Source organism: Pseudomonas sp. NPDC099000 (assembly GCF_044759925.1).
Classification (GTDB): Bacteria; Pseudomonadota; Gammaproteobacteria; order Pseudomonadales; family Pseudomonadaceae; genus Aquipseudomonas.
This window is the reverse complement of the sequence record NZ_JBIWAF010000060.1, coordinates 1-1268: the sequence shown is the minus strand read 5'-3', so window position 1 is coordinate 1268 and position 1268 is coordinate 1. Positions and strand designations below refer to the sequence as shown.

1 protein-coding gene is annotated in these 1268 nt (G+C 57.3%); it reads right to left on the bottom strand.

Annotated features, from left to right (window positions below):
- The coding region (gene nusA, locus ACIQV9_RS28915) for a transcription termination factor NusA (protein ID WP_403108669.1) at positions 1 to 1171 on the bottom strand (1171 nt) is incomplete at its 3' end.
- Positions 1172 to 1268: the final 97 nt, after the last annotated feature.

The window sequence follows — 1268 nt, the reverse complement described above, 5'->3', positions numbered from 1 at the left end:
CTATGGCCAGACCCCGCCGGGCGGCCTGCTGGACATGGTCAGCCGCCGTCCAACCGCTGAAGACAGTCACGAGATCCAGCTCGTCGATGAAGTTGCGCAGGATGTCGCCGGTTTCTGCTTGCTGCTTAGCCTGGATGTCCGATTCGGTCATCACGTTCAGGGTCCAGCCAGTCAATTGGCTAGCCAGACGCACGTTCTGACCACCGCGACCGATGGCCTGAGCCAGATTGTCTGCGCCAACGGCGATGTCCATTGCATGGGCATCTTCGTCAACGATAATTGCCGCAACCTCAGCCGGGGACATGGCGTTGATTACGAACTGAGCCGGGTTGTCGTCCCACAGGACGATGTCCACACGCTCACCGCCCAACTCACCCGACACTGCCTGGACGCGCGAACCGCGCATACCGATGCAAGCGCCTTGCGGGTCGATGCGTTTGTCTTTCGAGCGGACCGCGATCTTGGCGCGCGAACCCGGATCACGGGACGCAGCCATTACTTCGATCAGGCCTTCAGCGATTTCCGGCACTTCGATGCGGAACAACTCGATCAGCATTTCCGGCGCGGTACGCGACAGGATCAGCTGCGGGCCGCGGTTCTCGGTGCGGATTTCCTTGAGCAGCGCACGCAAGCGCACGCCAACCCGGAAGGTTTCGCGAGAGATGATGTCTTCACGAGCCAGCAACGCTTCAGCGTTGTTGCCCAGGTCAACGATCACGTTGTCGCGAGTCACTTTCTTCACGGTGCCGGAGATGATTTCTCCCAGGCGCTCGCGATAGGCGTCAACGACTTGAGCGCGCTCGGCTTCGCGAACTTTCTGCACGATGACTTGCTTGGCAGTCTGTGCAGCAATGCGGCCGAACTCGATGGATTCGATTTTCTCTTCGACTACATCACCCACCTGGGCGCCCGGGTGCGTTTCGGCAACCTTGCTCGGCCAGGTTTCGATGGCCGGATCATCCAGGTCTGCTTCTTCGACGACCGTCCAGCGACGGAATGTCTCGTAAGCACCGGTGTGGCGATTGATTTCCACACGCAGATCGACTTCGTCCTCGAAACGCTTTTTGGTAGCAGTGGCCAGGGCCAACTCCAGCGCTTCAAAAATTACGTTTGCCGGTACGCCCTTTTCATTGGATACCGACTCAACAACCAGCAGTACTTCTTTGCTCATCGTACGCCTCGCCTTTCGCAAGCCATTTGATCGGATGTTTGTGGTTTTGTGTAATATTTTGGTTTATTGTTTTGATTTTGGTTGTTTTCGTTTGTTT